This window comes from Xenophilus sp. Marseille-Q4582 (genome assembly GCF_916700565.1).
In the GTDB taxonomy this organism is placed as follows: domain Bacteria; phylum Pseudomonadota; class Gammaproteobacteria; order Burkholderiales; family Burkholderiaceae_C; genus Xenophilus.
Genome location: NZ_CAKAKO010000003.1, coordinates 136,250 through 154,477 on the forward strand (window position 1 = coordinate 136,250; position 18,228 = coordinate 154,477).

Genomic DNA, 18,228 nt, shown 5'->3' on the forward strand with positions numbered 1-18,228 from the left:
CCCATCACATCACTCTTGCGCGTCGGTGAACCAGTGTTCCCGCGCTTTGAGGATCAGGGCCTTGGCGTCGTCGGCGCTCTGGCCGGTGATGTCGGTCAGTTCGTCGATCGCCAGGTCGGCCAGGTCGTCGCGCGTGTTCACGCCTGCGTCGGCCAGCTTGGCAATGATCTCGGGGGTGAGCCCTTCGAGGTCGCGCAGGTCCTGCGAGACGCTCTCCACGCTCTCTTCCCTGGCGATTTCCAGGGTCAGCAGCGCGTCCTTGGCGCGGGCGCGCAGTTCGTTGACGGTGTCTTCGTCGAAAGCCTCGATCTCCAGCATCTCGGACAGCGGCACGTAGGCCACTTCCTCCAGGCTGGTGAAGCCCTCGGCGATCAGGATGTCGGCGATCTCCTCGTCCACATCCAGCTTCTCCATGAACAGCGCACGCATGGTGCTGGTCTCCTCGGCCTGCTTCTGGGCCGATTCGTTCGCGTCCATGATGTTGATCTTCCAGCCCGTGAGCTCGGAAGCCAGGCGCACGTTCTGGCCGCCACGGCCGATGGCGATGGCGAGGTTCTCCTCGTCGACCACCACGTCCATGGCGTGCTTTTCCTCGTCCACCACGATCGAGCTGACGTTGGCCGGTGCCAGGGCGCCGATCACGAACTGCGCCGGGTCCTCGGACCACAGCACGATGTCGACGCGCTCACCGGCCAGCTCGTTGGTCACGGCGTTGACGCGCGTGCCGCGCACGCCGACGCAGGTGCCGATCGGGTCGACCCGCTTGTCGTGGCTCAGCACCGCGATCTTGGCGCGCGAACCGGGGTCGCGGGCGCAGCTCTTGATCTCGAGCAGGCCCTGCTCGATCTCGGGCACCTCGTTGCGGAACAGCTCGATCATGAACTCCGGCGCCGAGCGCGAGAGGATGATCGGCGCGCCGCGCAAGGTCAGGTCCACTTCCATGATCATGGCGCGGACGCGGTCGCCGTTGCGCAGGTTCTCCTTGGGGATCATCTCGGAGCGGCGCAGGCGCCCTTCGACGCGCCCGGATTCCACGATGATGTCGCCCTTGTCCAGGCGCTTGACCGTGCCGGTGAAGATCTTCTCGCCGCGCGACATGAAGTCATTGAGTAGCATCTCGCGCTCGGCGTCGCGGATCTTCTGCAGGATCACCTGCTTGGCGGCCATGGCACCGATGCGCCCGATGGGCAGCGATTCGATGGGCTCCTCGATGTACTCGTCGACCTCGATGTCCGGCACCTCTTCCCTGGCTTCGAACAGCAGGATCTCCTGGTCGGGCAGCTGCAGGCCGGCCTCGTCGGGCACCACATGCCAGCGGCGGAAGGTCTCGTAGGCGCCGCTGTCGCGGTCAATCGCCACGCGGATGTCCACCTCGCCCTGGTACAGCTTCTTCGTGGCCTGCGCCAGCGCCGACTCCACGGCACCAAAAACCACGTCGCGCTCCACGTTCTTCTCGCGCGAGATCGCATCCACCAACATCAACATTTCGCGATTCATGCCACCTGGCTCCTTCCATTACTCCGGCATCGCCGTGCCGGTTCGGGGCTTGCGCCCCTTGAAATCCACAATGGGCGCAAGGCGCGCCTCGCGCAGCTCGTCGAGCGTGAAGTCCAGCGCCTGCAGCGGCGCCGGTGCGCGCTTCCTGCTCACCTTCTGGCCCGGCTTGGGGGCGGGCTCGTCGCTCCAGACGATCCGCCAGCCGGCCGCCTGCCCCTGCGCGTCCGCCACGCGCTCGAGCGTGCCGCGGAACTTCTTGCGGTTGGCGCTGACCTGGCCGGCCGCGGCTTCGCCCATGGGGGCCTTGAGCGTGAGGTCGATCACCTCGCCCTGGAAACGCTCGAAGTCCTTCTCGTGCCGCAGGGGGCGGTCGATGCCGGGCGAGGACACTTCCAGGCGCTTGTAGTCGACGTTGTCCACCTCCAGCGCATACTGCAGCTGGCGCGTGACGGTTTCGCAATCCTCGACGGTCACGAAGGCCTCGGGCTGCCCGGGCGCCAGGGACCCATTCCAGGGCAGGTCGATGGTGACGCGCAGCAGCCCCCCCGCCGAGCGTTCGATCTCGATCAGGTCGTAGCCCAACCCGGCCACCGTAGTTTCGACTGTCTGCTGCAATGCCACCTGAAGGCGCGCTTCCTTGTGAAGTGATTCCAGCCCGTGCCTGTGCGCTGCGGGCACCGCCGCGGCCGGGGCCGCGAGGCGCCTGGTCGGTCATGCACGGGCCAGGGCGGGAGGAAAAAAGAAACGACCCAAAAAAAACGGGCGGTTGGTACCCGCCCGACTTGGTCGTGAGCTCTCGATTATAGGCCCATTGCGTGCAAATTGCAGCCTTTGCGCTCAGGAAACTGCCTGCGCCGTGCGAATCGGTTGCGCCCGGCGCCACACCCAGGCGAAAAGCAGCGCCCCCAAGGCCAGCACGGCGGCCGCCACCAGCAGCGGCACGGCGAAGGAGCCCGTGCGCTGCGCCAGCGGCGCCGCGAACAGCGGCCCCAGGATCTGGCCGATGCCGTAGGAAGCCGTCGCGTAGCCGATCAGGCCCGCCGCCGCATTGCCGCGCAGCCGCCGCGCGTCGCGCACCGCGAACAGGGTGATCGCCGTGAACGGCAGGCCCAGCAGCAGGCTGCCCAGCGCAAAGCCCGTGATCGTGGGCCAGGCCACCGACAGCAGCACGCCCACTGCCTGCATCGCATACGCCGCCGCCAGCAGCAGCCGGTTGTCCCAGTGCGTGGGCGCGCGGGCGCCGATCAGGGCGCCCGGGATCACCGCCAGGCCGAACAGCGGCCAGAACAGGTCGGGCCAGGGAGAGCCCGGCAGTGCCTGGCGCGCGATGACCGGCAGGAAGGTGGCGGTGATGATGTAGCCGAAGCCGGCCAGTCCGTAGAGCCCGACCAGCCAGCGCGCGTCGCTGCGGCCTGCATGCGGCGCGGCGGTGGGCCCAGGCGTGCCGGCGCCGGCGGCCTGCGCGGCGGGCGCCGCCCCATCGTCGAACACGCGCCAGATCACCGCGATGAGCACCAGCGCCACGATGCCGAAGCCGATCCAGGCCGCATCGGCGCCCCAGCGCGCGGCCAGACCGCCCAGCAGCCCCGTGGCCGCGATGCCGATGCCCGGGCCGCTGTAGATCACGCCGCCCAGCGCGGGCGCGCCGGTTTCCGCCAGCCGCCGCAGGCCCCAGCCGGAGGCGAAGACGAAGGTCCAGGCGCTCATCACGCCCGCGGCCGTGCGGATCGCGCCCCAGGCCGTGAAGCCATGCAGCAACCCCATGCCCAGCAGCAGCACCGCCGTGGCCACGAGGCCCGCGCGCACCATGGTCGCGGCCGGCACGCGGATGGCGGCGCAGGACAGCGCGCCGACGAAATAGCCCAAATAGTTCAGCGACGCCAGCAGGCCGCCGCCCTGCAGGTCGATGTGGCCCTCGTGCAGCATCACGGGCAGCATGGGCGTGAAGGCGAAGCGCCCCAGGCCCATGGCCACCGCCAGCGTCACCATGCAGGCCAGTGCAGCGCGCCAGGCGCCGCGTGAATCTCTTCCGATGCTCGACATACTCAGCCTTGTTGCGGCGTTCCGGCCATCGAGGCCGCGATCAGTTGCCGGGTGTAGGGCTGGGCGGGCGCCTCGAGCACCTGCTCCACCGTGCCCTGCTCCACCACCTGGCCGTCCTTCATCACCAGCACGCGGTGGGCCATCGCGTGGATCACCTCGATGTCGTGCGTGATGAGCAGGTAGCTCAGCCCGTGCTCGCGCTGCAGGCGCTGCAGCAGGCCCAGCACCTGCTTCTGGATGGTCACGTCCAGCGCGCTGGTGGGTTCGTCCAGCACCAGCAGCTGCGGGCGCACCGCCAGGGCGCGCGCGATGGCCAGGCGCTGGCGCTGGCCGCCCGAGAACTCGTGCGGGTAGCGCTGCAGCAGCGCCGGAAAGCGCTCTTCGTCCAGGCCCACTTCGGCCAGCACCTCGCGCACGCGCGCGCGGCGTGCCGCCGCATCCTGCCCAGGCGCGTGCACGCGCAGGCCCTCTCCCACGATCTCTTCGACGGTGCGCCGCGGCGACAGGGAGGAGAACGGGTCCTGGAAGACGACCTGCACGACGCGGCGCAAGGCGCGGTCCCGCGCCAGGTGGCCGCTCCAGCGCTGGCCCGCGACCTGCAGCTCGCCTTCCGAGCGCAGCAGGCCGAGCACCGCCAGCGCCAGGGTGGACTTGCCGGAGCCGGATTCGCCAACCACGCCCAGCGTCTCGCCCCGCGCGATGCGCAGGTCGGCGCCCGCCACGGCCACGAAGGCATCGCGGCCGAACCAGCCCCGGATGCCGGGGCGCGGCACCGGGTAGCTCACGCGCAGATCCCGGCCTTCGAGCAGCCGCGCATCGCCGGCGCCGGCGGGCGGCACGTCGCTCACGTCCCGCACGGGCCGGCTGTCGATGAGCTTGCGCGTGTAGGCATGCCGGGGCGCGGCGAACACCTCGGCCACGGCCCCCTCCTCCACCAGCGTGCCCCGCTCCATCACGGCTACGCGGTCGGCGAAGCGGCGCACCAGGTTCAGGTCGTGCGTGATCAGCAGCACGGCCATGCCGTACTCGCGCTGCAGGCGCTCCAGCAGTTCGAGGATCTGCACGCGCAGCGTCACGTCCAGCGCCGTGGTGGGCTCGTCGGCCAGCAGCAGCCTGGGCCGGCAGGCCAGCGCCATCGCGATCATGGCGCGCTGGCGCTGCCCGCCCGAGAGCTGATGCGGGAACGCGCGCGCCCGGCGCGCCGGCTCGGGCACGCCGGTGTCGGCCAGCAGCTGCACCGCCCGCGCATGCGCCTCGCGCGCGGGCAGGCCTTCGTGCAGTTCCAGCACCTCGGCGATCTGCTCGCCCACCGGGTACAGGGGATTCAGGGCCGTCATCGGCTCCTGGAAGATCATGGCGATCTCGCGGCCGCGGATGCCGCGCATCTCGCGCTCGGGCAAGCGCAGCAGGTCGCGTGCCGGCGCACCGCTGCGGGCGGCCGCGAAGGTCGCCTGGCCGGCCAGCTCGGCGTCGGGCACCAGGCGCAGCAGGCTCAGCGCACTGATCGTCTTGCCCGAACCCGATTCGCCGACCAGCGCGAGCTTCTCGCCCGGCGCGATGTCCAGGTCCAGCCCGTGCACCACCGGCTTGCCGGCGAAGGCCACGCGCAGCCCGCGCACCGACAGCAGCGGCTCGGGCATGGCGGGCACCGTGTCCGGCCCGCTCATGCCTGCACCTTGCGCGGATCGAGCGCGTCGCGCAGCGCGTCGCCCATGAAGGTCAGCAGCGTCAGCGTGAGCACCAGCACGCCGAAGGTGGACAGCGAGATCCACCAGGCGTCGATGCTGGACTTGCCCTGGTTCAGCAACTCGCCCAGCGAGGGCGTGCCGGGCGGCACGCCCAGGCCCAGGAAGTCGAGCGAGGCCAGCGCCAGGATGGCCGCGCTGATGCGAAAGGGCAGGAAGGTGACGACCGGCACCATGCTGTTGGGCAGGATGTGGCGCCACATGATGGCCAGGTTGCCCACGCCCAGCGCGCGGGCGGCGCGCACGTAGTCCATCTGCCGGTTGCGCAGGAATTCGGCGCGCACGTAGTCGGCCAGGCCGATCCAGCCGAACAGGCTCAGGATGATGAGCAGCAGCGCCACGCTGGGCGCGAAGATGGCGCTGAAGATGATGAGCAGGTACAGCTCGGGCATCGCGCCCCAGATCTCGATGGCGCGCTGCATCAGCAGGTCGGTCTTGCCCGCGAAGTAGCCCTGGATGGCGCCGGCCACGATGCCCAGCACGGTGCCGATGGCCGCGAGCGCCAGGCCGAAGAGTACGCTTACGCGAAAGCCGTAGATCAGTTGGGCCAGCAGGTCGCGGCCACGGTCGTCCGTGCCCAGCCAGTTCTGCGCCGAAGGCGGGCCGGGCGCCGGGTCCTTGGCAAAGTAGTTGATGGTGTTGGCGCCATAGCGGTTGGGGGCGTACAACGCCCAGTTGCCGTCCTGGCTCAGGCGTTCCTGGATGAAGGGGTCGAGGTAGTCGGTGGGGGCATCGAAATCGCCACCGAACACGGTTTCCGCGTAGTCGCGCGCAATCGGGAAATAGGTCTTCCCCTCGTAGCGCACGATGAGCGGCCGGTCATTGGACAGCAGCTCGGCCCCCAGGCTCAGCACCACCATCACGCTGAAGATCAAGAGGCTCCAGTAGCCCAGCCGGTTGCGCTTGAAGCGCTGCCAGGCGCGCCGGCCGGGCGATTGAGCGCGGGTGGCGGCGCCGGCATCCGCGATGGCGGCAGACTCAGTCGAACTTGACACGCGGGTCGACCCAGACATAGCAGAGGTCGCTGACGAGCTTGGTCACAAGCCCGATCAGCGTGAAGAAATAAAGCGTGCCCAGCACCACCGGGTAGTCGCGGCGGATCACGCTCTCGTAGCTCAAGAGACCCAGGCCGTCGAGCGAGAACAGCGTCTCGATGAGCAGCGAGCCGGTGAAGAAGGCGCCGATGAAGGCCGCCGGAAAGCCCGTGACGATCGGGATCAGCGCATTGCGGAACACATGCTTCCACAGCACCTGCTTTTCCCTCAGCCCCTTGGCGCGCGCCACCAGCACGTACTGCTTGCGGATTTCCTCGAGGAAGGCGTTCTTGGTCAGCATGGCCGTGATGGCGAAGCTGCCCAGCACCATCGCCGTGACCGGCAGCGTGACGTGCCAGAGGTAGTCGACGATGCGCGCCCCCCAGCCGAGCTCTTCCCAGTTCGACGACGTGAGCCCGCGCAAGGGGAACCATTGCAGCTGCCCGCCAAAGATCACCAGCAGCGCCACGCCCAGCACGAAGCCGGGGATCGCGTAGCCGACCAGCACCAGCACCGACGTCCAGACGTCGAAGCGCGAGCCCGCGCGCACGGCCTTGGCCACCCCCAGCGGCACCGCGATCGCGTAGCTGATGAGAAAGGTCCACAGGCCCAGGCTCAGCGAGACCGGCAGCTTCTCGACGATCAGCGCCCACACGCTCTTGTTCTGGAAGAAGCTCTGGCCCAGGTCGAAGCGCGCGAACTGGCCCAGCATCTGCACCAGGCGCTCCATCGGCGGCTTGTCGAAGCCGTACAGCGCCTTGATCTCCTCGAGCCGGCGCGGGTCCACGCCCTGCCCGCCGCGGTACAGGCCGCCGCCGGAGTCGGCGCCCGAGCCCATCGCCGTGCGCGCCTCGATCAGGTACTGCTCCACCGGGCCGCCGGGCACGAACTGGATGATGCCGAAAGTGATGACCACCACGCCCAGCAGCGTGGGGACCATGAGCAGCAGGCGACGCAGGATGTAGGCGCCCATGGTGTCAGCGTGCGAGGAAGCTCATGGCGTGCCGGCCCGGGTCGGCGGCGCATCGGGCCCGCCCTTTGCGGCCCACCAGGTGAACATGGCCCACTGCTCGGCCAGCGCATAAGGCGGCATGGGGCTCTTGTGGGCGGTGCGCCAGGCGTTGTAGACGAGGCGGTGCGCGGTCAGGGTCCATTGCGGGATCAGGTAGTGGCTGTGCATGATCACGCGGTCCAGCGCGCGGCAGGCGGGCAGCAGTTCGTCCTTGCTGCTCGCCGAGAGGATGCGGCCCAGCAGCGCATCCACCGCGGGGCTCTTCACGCCGGTGAAATTGCTCGAGCCCTCGGTGCCGGCGGCCTTGCTGCCGAAGTACTCCACCATCTCCTGGCCGGGGTTGTGCGTGCCCTGGAAGTTGATGGTGACGATGTCGAAGTCGAACTGGTCCATGCGCTGCTGGTACAGCGCGAAATCCACCGCCTGGAAGTTCAGGCGGATGCCCAGCTTCTGCAGGTTGCGCATCCAGGGCGAAACGGTGCGGATGCCGCCCTCTCGGCTGTCCAGGTAGGTCAGCACCATGGCCTGGCCCTGGGCGTTGCGCAGCGCGCCGTCGCGGTAGGTCCAGCCCGCCTGCGCGAGCAGCTCGCGCGCCCGGCGCAGGTTGTCGCGCAGCGAACGGCCCTCGCCCTCGGTGGTGGGCGGCTGGTACATGGGGCCGAACACGGCCTCGGGTACCTGGCCGCGCCAGCGCTCGAGCAGCGCGCGCTCGGGCTCCGAAGGCAGGCCCGTCGCCTCGCATTGCGTGTTGCCGAACAGGTCCTTCACGCGCGGGTAGCCGTTGTAGAAGAGCTGCCGGTTCATCCAGTCGTAGTCCAGCGCCAGGCCCAGCGCCTCGCGCACGCGCGCATCCTGCAGCTGCGGGCGGCGCGTGTTGAGCACGTAGCTCTGCCAGCCGGCCGGGTGCCTGTGCGCGAACTCCTGCTTGACCAGCTCGCCGCTGTCGAAGCGTCGACCGTTCACGCGCCGCGCCCAGTCGCCCGCCGAATAGAAGCTCATGAAGTCGAACTCGCCGGCCTTCAGGGCCTCCAGCCGCGCCGTGTTGTCCTTGTAGATCTTGACCGTGATGCGCTCGAAGTTCGCGGTGCCGCGGCGCACGTTGAGATCACGGCCCCAGTAGTGCGGGTCGCGCACGTACGTGATGTCGCGCCCGAAGCGCACGGGGCCGATGCGGTACGGCCCGCTGGCCAGCGGCGTGTCGGTGACGATCTGGTCGAAGGGCTTGGGCTGGCCGTCCTTCGTGCCCCAGTGGCGGCTGAAGACCGGCAGGGTGCCGACGGTCAGCGGCAGTTCGCGGTTGGGCACCTTGAAGACGAAGCGCACGGTGAGCCGGTCCACGACCTGCGCCTCCTTCACTTCCTGCAGCAGCGTGGCGTACTGCGGCATGGCCAGCGGCCCGCGCAGGGTGTCGAAGCTGTGCTTCACGTCCGCGGCCTCCACCGGGCTGCCGTCGTGGAAGCGCGCCTCGCGCCGCAGCTTGAACACGGCGCTGAGCCGGTCGGGCGCCACTTCCACGTCCTCGGCCAGCAGCCCGTAGCCGGAGGCCGTCTCGTCCATGGGCGTGTACAGCAGGGTCTCGAACATCAGGTCGGCGATGTACGCCGGAGACGAGCCCTTGAGCGTGAAGGGGTTGTACTTGTCGAAGGTCGAGAAGCGCAAGTTGCTGACCAGCCGCAGCTCGCCGCCCTTGGGCGCGTCGGTGTTGACGTAGTCGAAGGCCGTGAAGCCTTCGGGGTACTTCAGGTCGTCCCACAGCGCATAGCCGTGCGCGGCGTGGGCCTGGATGCCGGTGCCGCCCATGAAGGTGACGAATGCGGCCAGGGCCACGGTGCAAAGTCGCATGCGAGAATTCTGCCCCAGAGTTTTCAAGTCTTACTTAGAAGGATATTCCCATGGGTTTTCTCGCCGGCAAGAAGCTGCTGATCACCGGGGTGCTGAGCAACCGTTCCATCGCCTACGGCATCGCCAAGGCCTGCCGGCAGCAGGGCGCGGAACTGGCGTTCACCTACGTGGGTGAGCGCTTCAAGGACCGCATCACCGACTTCGCCGCCGAGTTCGATTCAAAACTGGTCTTCGACTGCGACGTGGGCGAAGACGCGCAGATCGAACGCCTGTTCGCCGACCTGTCGCAGGCCTGGCCGCAGTTCGACGGCTTCGTGCATGCCATCAGCTTCGCGCCGCGCGAGGCCATCGCCGGCAACTTCTTCGACGGCCTGTCGCGCGAGAACTACCGCATCGCGCACGACATCAGCGCCTACAGCTTCCCGGGCATGGCCAAGGCCGCCCTGCCCTTCCTGAGCGACAAGGCTTCGCTGCTGACGCTGAGCTACCTGGGCGCGCTGCGCAGCATCCCCAACTACAACACCATGGGCCTGGCCAAGGCCAGCCTGGAAGCCAGCGTGCGCTACATGGCCGAAGCGCTGGGCGGCAAGGGCATCCGCGTCAACGGCATCAGCGCCGGCCCGATCAAGACGCTGGCCGCCAGCGGCATCAAGGACTTCGGCAAGCTGCTGGGCTACGTGGCCAGCGCCGCGCCGCTGCGCCGCAACGTGACCATCGAGGACGTGGGCAACGTGGCGGCCTTCCTGCTGAGCGACCTGGCCTCGGGCGTGACGGCCGAGATCACCTACGTGGACGGCGGCTTCAGCCAGACGGCGGGCCTGTCCGCCGACATGGTGGGTTGAGCCTGCCCGCCCACGGACGCAACCGGGGAGCCGCACCGATGCTTCCCGCTCGCCGGCGCCTTCTTCTTTCGGCGCTGGCTTTTCCCGCCCTGCTGAGTGCGCTGCGGCCGGCACGGGCCGCGCCGCCCGCCCTGCTGCTGGCCGAGGTCTACCGCCCGGGCATGCCGCTGGCGGGCTGGTGGATCAGCGAGAAGTACGACGGCATGCGCGCGCGCTGGGACGGCCAGCAGCTCTGGTCGCGCGGCGGCGAACGCATCGCGGCGCCGGCCTGGTTCACGGCCGGCTGGCCCGCGCAGCCGATGGACGGCGAGCTGTGGGCCGGCCGCGGCCGCTTCGAGTTCACCGTCTCCACCGTGCGCCGCCAGCAGCCCGAGGACAAGGACTGGCGCGAGATCCGCTTCATGGTCTTCGACCTGCCCGCGCAGGCCGGCCCCTTCGACGAGCGGCTGGCCGCGCTCAAGCGCCTGCTGCCCCTGCCCGAGGCGCCCTGGCTGGTGCCCGTGGCGCAGCAGCCGGCCACCACGCATGCCGCGCTGATGGCCTTGCTGGACAAGACCGTCAAGCTGGGCGGCGAGGGCCTCATGCTGCATCGCGGCGCCTCGCTCTACCGCGCCGAGCGCAGCGGCGACCTGCTCAAGGTCAAGCCGCACCAGGATGCCGAAGCCGTCGTCGTCGGCCATGTGCCCGGGCGCGGCAGGCATGCGGGGCGGCTGGGTGCGCTGGAAGTGCGGACGCCCGACGGCCGCCGCTTCCGCCTGGGCAGCGGCTTCACCGACGCGCAGCGGCGCCACCCCCCGCCCGTGGGCGCCACCGTCACCTACCGGCATGACGGCTTCAATGCCTCGGGCCTGCCCCGCTTCGCGCGCTTCGTGCGCGAGCGCCCCGATCTGTGAGCGCGCCGCCCGACGCCGGCGACGAGCGACAGCCGCCGCCGCTGCCGGCCCCGACCGTGGCGCGCGGTCTCCAGCGCGTGCTGCTGCAGACCCTGGCCGTCGTCGCACTGGTGCTCGCGGTGCTGGGCGTGATCCTGCCGGGGTTGCCCACCACGCCTTTCGTGCTGCTGGCCGCGTGGGCGGCGGCGCGCAGTTCGCCGCGCCTGGCGGCCTGGCTGGGCCGCCACCGGCTCTTCGGGCCCATGATCCGCGACTGGCAGGCCGGCGGCCGCGTGAGCCGGCGCGCCAAGTGGAGTGCCACCGTCGCCATGCTGGCCTGCGGCGCGATCATGTGGTGGCTCAGCCCGCGCTGGGGTGCGCTGCTGGGCAGCCTCACCATGGCGGCGGTGGGCATCTGGCTTTGGTTGCGGCCCGAGCCGCCACGCTGAACGCCGAAACGCGGAACGGCCGACCCGGTCACCCGGAATCGGCCGCTCTCTCGCACAGCTCCTCAGCCGCTCAGGACGCCCGCACGCAGTCCGCGTAGTAGCGCTTGACGCCCGCCTCGTCCACGCGTGCGACCAGGCCATGGATGTCGGTCTCGAAGCCCGGGCACTCCAGGTTGAACTGGCGCGCGAACTTCAGGTAGTCCACGATCTTCTTGTTGAAGACCTCGCCCGGGATCAGGAGCGGAATGCCGGGCGGGTACGGCGTGATCAGGCTGGTGGTGATGCGGCCTTCCAGCTGGTCGATCTCCACGCGCTCGGTCTTGCGGTGCGCGATGTGCGCGAAGGCGTCGCTCGGCGTCATGGCCGGCTCCAGGTCCGACAGGTACATCTCGGTGGTCAGGCGCGCCACGTCGTACTTCGCATACAGCTCGTGCACGCGCTGGCACAGGTCGCGCAGGCCCATGCGCTCGTACACCGGGTGCTTCTGGCAGAACTCGGGCAGCACGCGCCACAGCGGCTGGTTGCGCGCGTAGTCGTCCTTGAACTGCTGCAGCGCCGTCAGCAGCGAATTCCAGCGGCCCTTGGTGATGCCGATGGTGAACATGATGAAGAAGCTGTACAGGCCCGTCTTCTCCACGATCACGCCATGCTCGGCCAGGAACTTGGTGACGATGCTGGCCGGAATGCCCACTTCGGCGAACTTGCCGTCCAGATCCAGCCCCGGCGTGACCACGGTGGACTTGATCGGGTCCAGCATGTTGAAGCCGTCGGCCAGGTTGCCGAAGCCATGCCAGCTGCCGGCGCCGTGGCCGTCCTTGCCGTTGGCGTCGGCCTTGATGATCCAGTCGTCCGCGCGGCCGATGCCTTCGTCCACCAGCTCGTCCGGGCCCCAGACCTTGAACCACCATTCGTCGGCGCCGAACTCTTCTTCCACCTTGCGCATGGCGCGGCGGAAGTCCAGCGCTTCCAGGATGCTCTCTTCCACCAGCGCGGTGCCGCCGGGCGGCTCCATCATCGCGGCGGCCACGTCGCAGCTGGCGATGATGGCGTACTGCGGGCTGGTCGAGGTGTGCATCAGGTAGGCCTCGTTGAACAGCTCGCGGTCCAGCTGGCGGTTCTGCGAGTCCTGCACCAGCACGTGGCTGGCCTGGCTGATGCCGGCCAGCAGCTTGTGCGTGGACTGGGTGGAGAAGACCAGCGATTCCTTCGGCCGCGCGCGCTTGCGGCCCATCGCGTGGTACGGGCCGTAGAAGGGGTGGAAGGCCGCGTGCGGCAGCCAGGCCTCGTCGAAATGCAGCGTGTCGACGTAGCCGTCGAGCATGTTCTTGATGGTCTCGGTGTTGTAGACCACGCCGTCGTAGGTGGACTGCGTCAGCGTCAGGATGCGCGGCTTCACCGTGTCCGCGTCGACGTGCTTGAGCAGCGGGTTGGCGCGGATCTTGGCCTTGATGGCCTCGGGCTCGAACTCGCTCTTGGGGATCGGGCCGATGATGCCGAAGTGGTTGCGCGTGGGCTTCATGAACACGGGGATCGCGCCGGTCATGATGATCGCGTGCAGGTTGGACTTGTGGCAGTTGCGATCCACCACCACCACGTCGCCCGGCGCCACCGTGTGGTGCCAGACCATCTTGTTGGAGGTGCTGGTGCCGTTGGTGACGAAGAAGCAGTGGTCGGCGTTGAAGATGCGCGCCGCATTGCGCTCGCTGGCCGCCACGGGGCCCGTGTGGTCCAGCAGCTGGCCCAGTTCCTCCACCGCGTTGCACACGTCGGCGCGCAGCATGTTCTCGCCGAAGAACTGGTGGAACATCTGGCCGATGGGGCTCTTGAGGAAGGCCACGCCGCCCGAGTGCCCCGGGCAGTGCCATGAATAGGAGCCGTCTTCCGCGTAGTCGATCAGCGCCTTGAAGAAAGGCGGCTGCACGCCCTCGAGGTAGCTCTTGGCTTCGCGGATGATGTGGCGCGCCACGAACTCCGGCGTGTCCTCGAACATGTGGATGAAGCCGTGCAGCTCGCGCAGGATGTCGTTGGGCAGGTGCCGGCTGGTCTTGGTCTCGCCGTAGATGTAGATCGGCACGTCCGGGTTCTTGCGCCGCACTTCGCCGATGAAGGCGCGCAGGTTGTGCACCGCCGGCTCCACCTCGCCCGGATCGGTCTCGACGCTGAACTCCTCGTCGTCGATGGACAGGATGAACGCGCTGGCGCGGCTTTGCTGCTGCGCGAACTGGCTCAGGTCGCCATAGCTGGTGACGCCCAGCACTTCGAAGCCTTCGGTCTCGATGGCCTGCGCCAGGGCACGGATGCCGAGGCCCGAGGTGTTCTCGGAGCGGAAATCCTCGTCGATGATGACGATGGGAAAGCGGAACTTCATGGGCGCGGACTCCAGTGCGCGGGGCGGGCAAAGGCGCGAAGTGTAAGGAATGCAGGTGACGGTTCCCGGACACTTTCGCGCAGCCCCGCCGGAAAACGCGTGAATCCCGGGTTACACTAGCGGGCTCACCTGGAGCGGTGGATGAGTGGTTTAAGTCGCACGCCTGGAAAGCGTGTGTGGGTTAATAGCCCACCGCGGGTTCGAATCCCGCCTGCTCCGCCAGGACACGGATGAAAAGCGGGCCCTTGCGGCCCGCTTTTCGTTTGCGCGCGGCATGGGAAAAGCCTGAAGATACGGGGGCGGTCTTCCAGCGAGGATGTGCCGCTTCGCTTGGAAGCGATGGACATCTTCCCTAGAACCAAAGCATGAACCGCATCGCCAAGGCTTGCTCGGGCTCCCTGCGATCTTGCTGGCTCCTGGCCTTGGCCTGGTGTGCCGCAGCGTCGGGATGGGCCCAGGAGGCGCCGGCCGTTCGCCTGCGCGTGGTCGGCGGGCTGGCCGGCGTCAGCCAGTACACGGTCCACGAGGAACGCTTCTGGGCCAGCGAACTCGCCAGGCTCAGCAAGGGCCGCTACAGCGCCAGCATCGTGCCTTTCAACAAGGCCGGCGTCCCGGGCTCCGAGATGCTCAATCTCATGAAGCTGGGCGTCATCCCCATGGGCACGGCGCTGCTCAGCCAGGTGGCCAACGACAACCCCGACCTCGCGGCGCCGGACCTGGCCGGCCTGAGCCAGGACATGCCCACGCTGCGCCGCATCACCGCCGCCTACCGGCCCGTGCTGGAGGAAGCGCTGCGCGAGCGCTTCAACGTGCAGCTGCTGGCCGTGTATGTGTACCCGGCGCAGTCGATCTTCTGCCGCCACGCGCTGCAGCAGCTGTCGGATCTGCGCGGGCGCCGCATCCGTGTCTCGGGGGCCAGCCAGGCCGACCTCGTGCGGGCGCTCGACGCCATCCCGGTCACCACCGAGTTCACCGAGATCGTCTCCAACATCACCTCCGGCAGCGCCGACTGCGCCATCACCGGCACCATGTCCGGCAACCTGATCGGGCTGCACCGCCACACCACGCACCTCTATTCCACGCCCATCAACTGGGGGCTGGGCGTGTTCGGCGTGAACCGCGACGCCTGGAACGCCATGCCCGCCGAGCTGCGCACCCTGCTGCTGGCCGAGCTGCCCCGGCTGGAGACGGCCGTGTGGAGCGAGGCCGAACGCGAGACCCTGGGCGGCGTGGCCTGCAACACCGGCAAGGGCGAATGCGTGCACGGCACCCCGGGACGCATGACCTGGGTCCGGGCCTCGGCCGCCGACCAGCGCCTGCTGCGCGAGCTGTTCCGCACGCGCGTGCTGCCGCGCTGGGTCGAGCGCTGCGGCGACGACTGCGCGCGCCTGTGGGAACAGACCATCGGAGCCGCCCTCGCCCCGGCGCCCGAGGGGCCGGCCCGATGACGCTGCGCCTGCCCCGGCGATCGGTGCTGGCCGTCTACGGCGTGGCCCTGGCCTTCATCACGGCCGTGGTCGTCACGGCCACGATGATGTGCCTGGACACGCGCCGCCTCGCGCTGGCCAACGGCCGCGACCAGATCGAGCGCTACGTGAGCGGCGCCGAAGCAGCCCTCAACCGCAGCCTGCTGAGCATCGACATGCTCATCGCCGGCATGGGCGCGGCGATGGAGGGCACGCCGCCCGAGCTGCTGGCGCAGGCGGCCGCCCACCCCGCCACCAGCCTGCTGCTGCAGCGCACGGTGAGCCAGAACGTGGCAGTGCGTTACCTGGCCTACCTTGATCCGGCGCTGCGGGTGCTCAATTCCTCCGACCGGCGCGGCGCGCGCCTGCAGGTGCGCCTGCCCACGGAGTTCGTCAGCCGGCTGCAGCAGTTGCCGGTGTCCACGCTGGTCGTGAGCGCGCCGGCCGTGAGCGCCATGACCTCGCAGCGCGTGCTGTACTTCGGCCGCCGCATCGCGCTGGCGCAGGGCGCTGCGGTGCTGGTGATTGCCGAGGCGCGCCTGGATACGCTGAGCACCATCCTCGACCAGGGCGCCGACATTCCGGGCCTGGAAGTGACGCTGGAGGCCGACAACGGTCCGCTGCTGACCAGCCTGCCGCCGCGCGACGACCTGGTGGGACGGCCGCTCGAGCCGCCGCTGTCGGAAGCGCACAGCGCCAGCGAGCCGCGCGCCATGGCGGCACGCCTGAGCGGCGCACCCGGCCTGGTGGTCACGCGGCCCACGCTGCAGCGCAACCTCATCATCAGCGCCAGCCTGCCGCAGGACGCCATGCTCCACGACTGGCGGCGCGAGCGGAACCTGGTCGCCGCGGTGGCCCTCGCCTTCGTGGCCATGATCCTGCTGGCCGCGGCGCTGGGACACCTGCAGCTGCGCCGCCAATGGCGCGACCGCGCGATGATCGTGCAGGCCAAGACCCAGCTGGACCAGGCACTGGAGTCCATGGTCGAGGGCTTCGTGCTGCTCGATGCCAAGGGCCGGCTGCGGGCCTGGAACCACCGCTTCCTGGCGATCTTTCCGTGGCTGCGCAGCCTCGTCGGCGTGGGCGTGCCCTTGGGCCTGCTTCGCGAAACGACCGCCCGCCAGCTCAAGGCCGCCGGCATCGCGGTCATGCCCGACAGCTGGCTGGTCAGCGAAGAGTTCCATCAGCGCAACGAACAGGCGGAGCAGGAACTCCACCTGCCCGGCGGCCAGAGCGTGGTGCTCGTTCGCAGCCCCACGCCCGACGGCGGCGCCGTGTGCGTCTTCCGCGACATCACCGAGAAGCGCCAGCACCTGGCCGACATCATGCAGGGCAAGGCCCAGCTGCAGGCCACGCTGGACGCGCTGCCCGACGAGATGCTCGAAGTGGGGCTGGACGGGCTGTGCTTCCAGTTCCACACGCCGCGCAATGCGGTCTCGGCGCTGCTGGTCGAGCATCCCCTGGGCCGCCCGCTGACCGAGATCCTGCCCACCGATGGCGCCAACGAGGTCATGGCCGCGTTGCGGGACGCATACGTCCCCGGCTATTCCAAGGGCCGCCAGTTCGAACGGCGCGCGGCGCAGGGCACGAGCTGGTTCGAGATCTCCGTTTCGCGCAAGATGGTGGGCGAAGGCAGCGACGCCCGCTTCATCGTGATCCTGCGCAACATCACCGAGACCAAGGTGGCCACGCGCGAGATCGAGCACCTGGCCTTCTACGACACGCTCACCGGCCTGCCCAACCGGCGGCTGCTGCTGCACCGGCTGCAGGCCAGCATCGAAAGCAATGCACGCAACAACCGCCAGGGCGCCCTGCTGTTCATGGACCTGGACGACTTCAAGCGCGTCAACGACGCGCACGGCCAGAGCGTGGGCGACCAGATGCTGCGGCAGGCGGCGCAGCGGCTGCAGAGCGTTCTGGGCGACAGCGGCACGCTGGCGCGCATGGGCGGCGACGAGTTCGTGATCGTGCTGGAGAACCTCAGCCAGGACGCTGGCCTGGCCATGGTCCAGACCCGGGCCATGGCCGACCACGTGCTCGGCCGCATCGCCGAGCCCTTCGTGCTGGCCCGCGACACGCACCACAGCACCTGCAGCATCGGCGTCTGCCTGTTCGGCGGCGCACCGCGTTCGCTGGAAGACCTGCTGCGCCAGGCCGACATCGCCACGTACTACGCCAAGGCCGCCGGCGGCAACGGGGTGCGCTTCTTCGAACCCGCGATGCAAACCACGGTCACGGCCCGCGCCACGCTGGACAGCGAGCTGCACGTGGCACTCAAGCAGCGCCAGTTCGTGCTGCACTACCAGCCGCAGATCAACGAGCAGGGCCAGGTGGTGGGCGCCGAAGCCCTGATCCGCTGGCAGCATCCGCTGCGCGGGCTGCTGCCGCCGGCCGGCTTCATCGAAGTGGCCGAGCAGACCGGCCTGATCGTGCCCATCGGCATGTGGGCGCTGGAGGAGTCCTGCCGGCAGCTCGAGCGCTGGAGCAACGACCCGCGGTACGCGCATCTCCGGCTGTCGGTCAACGTGAGCGCCCGCCAGTTCCGCCGCGACGACTTCGCCGAGGAGGTGCGCAACGTGCTCATCCGCACCGGCGCCCATCCGTCCCGGCTCAAGCTCGAACTGACCGAAAGCCTGCTGCACGAGAAAGTCAGCGAGACCATCAGCAAGATGAAATCGCTGGCCGCGATCGGCATCCAGTTCTCGATGGACGATTTCGGCACCGGCTTCTCGTCGCTGTCGTACATGGCGCAGCTGCCGCTGAACCAGCTCAAGATCGACAAGTTCTTCGTGCACTGCATCGGCATCAATCCCAAGGTGGAACTGATCATCCAGACCATCATCGGCATGGCGAAGAACCTGGACCTGGAGGTGGTGGCCGAAGGCGTGGAAACCGGGGCGCAGCTGGCTTTCCTGCGCGCCCACGGCTGCAATCTGAGCCAGGGCTACCTTTTCGGCAAGCCGATGACGCTGGCGCAGTTCGAGGCCCAGTTCGAGCGGCGGCTCGCGAGCGCCCCCTGAACACGCCGGGCCCGCGCCTCGCCGCCCGGCCGGTGCCT

Annotated in this window: 13 protein-coding genes and 1 tRNA gene; 6 read left to right on the forward strand and 8 right to left on the reverse strand. The window is 69.2% G+C overall.

Annotated elements, in window-relative coordinates; genetic code table 11:
- Positions 1–9: 9 nt before the first annotated feature.
- The 7 genes from nusA to LG388_RS11140 all read right to left on the reverse strand — a co-directional run bounded on the left by nusA (position 10) and on the right by LG388_RS11140 (position 9,131).
- Positions 10–1,497 carry a transcription termination factor NusA gene (gene nusA / locus LG388_RS11110; RefSeq protein WP_225782890.1) on the reverse strand — a complete coding sequence of 496 codons (1,488 nt, stop codon included), beginning with the start codon at positions 1,495–1,497 and terminating at the stop codon, positions 10–12.
- Between the two features lie 18 nt (positions 1,498–1,515).
- Positions 1,516–2,118 (reverse strand): ribosome maturation factor RimP, encoded by a 603-nt coding sequence (gene rimP / locus LG388_RS11115; protein ID WP_225782891.1) that lies wholly within the window; start codon positions 2,116–2,118, stop codon positions 1,516–1,518.
- A 216-nt stretch (positions 2,119–2,334) separates the two neighbouring features.
- Complete coding sequence (locus LG388_RS11120) at positions 2,335–3,540, reverse strand: YbfB/YjiJ family MFS transporter (protein ID WP_225782892.1); 1,206 nt, start codon at positions 3,538–3,540, stop codon at positions 2,335–2,337.
- 2 nt (positions 3,541–3,542) lie between these two features.
- Positions 3,543–5,207 (reverse strand): ABC transporter ATP-binding protein, encoded by a 1,665-nt coding sequence (locus LG388_RS11125; protein ID WP_225782893.1) that lies wholly within the window; start codon positions 5,205–5,207, stop codon positions 3,543–3,545.
- On the reverse strand, positions 5,204–6,280 hold the full coding sequence (locus tag LG388_RS11130) for an ABC transporter permease (protein ID WP_370630142.1): 1,077 nt from the start codon (positions 6,278–6,280) through the stop codon (positions 5,204–5,206). The genes LG388_RS11125 and LG388_RS11130 overlap by 4 nt, the downstream gene beginning before the upstream one ends.
- Positions 6,264–7,292: a microcin C ABC transporter permease YejB gene (locus LG388_RS11135; protein WP_225782895.1), complete on the reverse strand. Its 1,029-nt coding sequence runs from the start codon at positions 7,290–7,292 to the stop codon at positions 6,264–6,266. Before LG388_RS11135 ends, LG388_RS11130 begins: the two co-directional genes overlap by 17 nt.
- A 21-nt stretch (positions 7,293–7,313) precedes the next feature.
- Positions 7,314–9,131 carry an extracellular solute-binding protein gene (locus LG388_RS11140; RefSeq protein WP_225783575.1) on the reverse strand — a complete coding sequence of 606 codons (1,818 nt, stop codon included), beginning with the start codon at positions 9,129–9,131 and terminating at the stop codon, positions 7,314–7,316.
- Positions 9,132–9,223: 92 nt separating this feature from the next.
- On the opposite strand from LG388_RS11140, the gene fabI reads away from it, so the two are divergent.
- From fabI to LG388_RS11155, 3 genes are read left to right on the forward strand one after another with little or no spacing between them, the layout of a single operon-like run.
- The gene (fabI, locus tag LG388_RS11145; protein WP_225782896.1) at positions 9,224–10,015 is read left to right on the forward strand and encodes an enoyl-ACP reductase FabI; all 792 of its coding nucleotides are present in this window, start codon (positions 9,224–9,226) and stop codon (positions 10,013–10,015) included.
- 38 nt (positions 10,016–10,053) lie between these two features.
- Positions 10,054–10,908 (forward strand): DNA ligase, encoded by an 855-nt coding sequence (locus tag LG388_RS11150; RefSeq protein WP_225782897.1) that lies wholly within the window; start codon positions 10,054–10,056, stop codon positions 10,906–10,908.
- Positions 10,905–11,336 carry a YbaN family protein gene (locus LG388_RS11155; protein WP_225782898.1) on the forward strand — a complete coding sequence of 144 codons (432 nt, stop codon included), beginning with the start codon at positions 10,905–10,907 and terminating at the stop codon, positions 11,334–11,336. Before LG388_RS11150 ends, LG388_RS11155 begins: the two co-directional genes overlap by 4 nt.
- Before the next feature lie 70 nt (positions 11,337–11,406).
- Here the strand turns inward: LG388_RS11155 and LG388_RS11160 are convergent, their stop codons facing one another.
- Entirely contained in the window at positions 11,407–13,704 is a 2,298-nt protein-coding gene (locus LG388_RS11160) for an arginine/lysine/ornithine decarboxylase (RefSeq protein WP_225782899.1), read from the reverse strand.
- A 131-nt stretch (positions 13,705–13,835) separates the two neighbouring features.
- Here LG388_RS11160 and LG388_RS11165 point away from each other — a divergent pair.
- The 3 genes from LG388_RS11165 (at position 13,836) to LG388_RS11175 (ending at position 18,190) form a co-directional block, all read left to right on the forward strand.
- Positions 13,836–13,926: transfer RNA gene (locus LG388_RS11165), tRNA-Ser, on the forward strand.
- A gap of 143 nt (positions 13,927–14,069) precedes the next feature.
- Positions 14,070–15,152 (forward strand): TRAP transporter substrate-binding protein, encoded by a 1,083-nt coding sequence (locus LG388_RS11170; protein WP_225782900.1) that lies wholly within the window; start codon positions 14,070–14,072, stop codon positions 15,150–15,152.
- Positions 15,149–18,190 carry an EAL domain-containing protein gene (locus LG388_RS11175; RefSeq protein WP_225782901.1) on the forward strand — a complete coding sequence of 1,014 codons (3,042 nt, stop codon included), beginning with the start codon at positions 15,149–15,151 and terminating at the stop codon, positions 18,188–18,190. The genes LG388_RS11170 and LG388_RS11175 overlap by 4 nt, the downstream gene beginning before the upstream one ends.
- Positions 18,191–18,228: the final 38 nt, after the last annotated feature.